Consider the following 1,701-nt stretch of genomic DNA (forward strand, 5'->3'; position numbering starts at 1 on the left):
TTATTCGGATTATACGTAAACGTGATCGTTGTCGCGCCCTTCACTGTTACTTTCTGGCTTGAATTACCTGATAATGTGTAGCCAGTGAATGTTTTTGACTTCGCCGTATGTTCTTTACCATATTCAACAGACACAGCTTTTTCTGTCTCTAACGTTTTTCCATTACTTCCTTTATGAACAACCGTGACATTGTATTTGTTCAAATTATAATTAAACGTCAGAGTTTGATCTGCGTTCACAGCTGAAATGGTTTGAGCGTTATTTCCGTTTAGTGTATAACCAGTAAATGTTTCTGCTTTCGCAGTATAAGGTTTGCCTTTTTCTACATTTACAGTAGCTTTCTTTAATTCTTTTCCATCAGAGCCGACGTGCTTGATCGTCACCGTATATTTCGTTACTGGTGCCGCATTTTTCGTATATGTGAACGTAATTGTCTTATTCCCATCAACGGTTACAGTTTGCGAGTCATTCCCCTTCAACGTATAACCACTAATACTTTTTGCTGTTGCCTTGTAGGTTTTTCCTTTTTCTACACTTGCTGTAACGCCCTTTTCAATTTCTTTTCCTGATGAATCCACATACTTGACCGTCACTGTATATTTCGTTACTGGTGCTGCGTTTTTCGTATACGTGAACGTAATTGTTTTATTTCCATCAACGGTTACAGTTTGCGAGTCATTCCCCTTCAGCGTATAGCCGCTAATACTTTTTGCTGTTGCCTTGTAGGTTTTTCCTTTTTCTACACTTGCTGTAACGGCCTTTTCAATTTCTTTTCCTGATGAATCCACATACTTAACTGTCACTGTATATTTCGTTACTGGTGCCGCATTTTTTGTATAATTGAACGTGATCGTCTTATTCCCATTAACTGTAACAGTTTGTGAGCTGCTCCCTTTTAAAGTATAACCGCTAAAACTTTCTGCTTTCGCGGTATAGGATTTTCCTTTTTCTACACTCGCGGTGGACTTCTTCAATTCTTTTCCATCTGAACCAACATGCTTCACCGTAACTGAATATTTGGTTACAGGTGCGCTTTTATTGATTCCATACCAAGCGATCCCTTCGTCTCTCCAGCCAACACGCAACAAATTCTTTTGCTCCGCATAATTTACTGTGTAGTTATGTGAGCCGGCCTTTGCATTAGGGTTGTATGCACGATAAAGCGGAACCGCTTTCTTTATATCCGAATACCAGCCGATCCCTTCATACTTCCACCCTACCTTAACTAAATTATTCTTTTCACCTGCATTCATCGTATAGTGATGATCCCCTGCATTTGGGTTGTATAATCGATAGACCGCATTTCCGCTGGAAGGTGCGATCCAGCCAATTCCCTCGTATTTCCATCCAACTTTTACTAAATGGTTCTTTTCACTAGCAGTCGCGGTATAAAAATGCTCACCTGAATTAGGGTTATACAGGCGATACATATCCGCAGCATGTGCTTCTTCCCCAAAAACTACCAACACTGAAAAACATAGAGACAACACCAAAAAGACAAACAACTTCACTTTTTTCATTATTTGCGCCTCTTTTCTTTTTCTATAACCCTCAAATATAGTTATTAATGTTTATTTTAGACGCATTTTATTTGATTGTAAAGTTTATTATCCACATTTGTTTATCAATAAACATACATAGGTTATTAACAATGTTAAAATGTCGGTTTATTTCCAACACGGGATATGCGCCCTGCTATTA

The 1,701-nt window shown here is 38.5% G+C and carries 1 protein-coding gene; it reads right to left on the reverse strand.

The window, feature by feature from the left end; genetic code table 11:
* Nucleotides 1-1,520 (reverse strand): MucBP domain-containing protein (locus A5875_RS23645; RefSeq protein ID WP_176244655.1); only part of this gene is annotated, 1,520 nt, incomplete at its 3' end.
* Nucleotides 1,521-1,701: the final 181 nt, after the last annotated feature.

The organism is Enterococcus sp. 3H8_DIV0648 (genome assembly GCF_002140655.1).
Lineage (GTDB): Bacteria > Bacillota > Bacilli > Lactobacillales > Enterococcaceae > Enterococcus_A > Enterococcus_A hulanensis.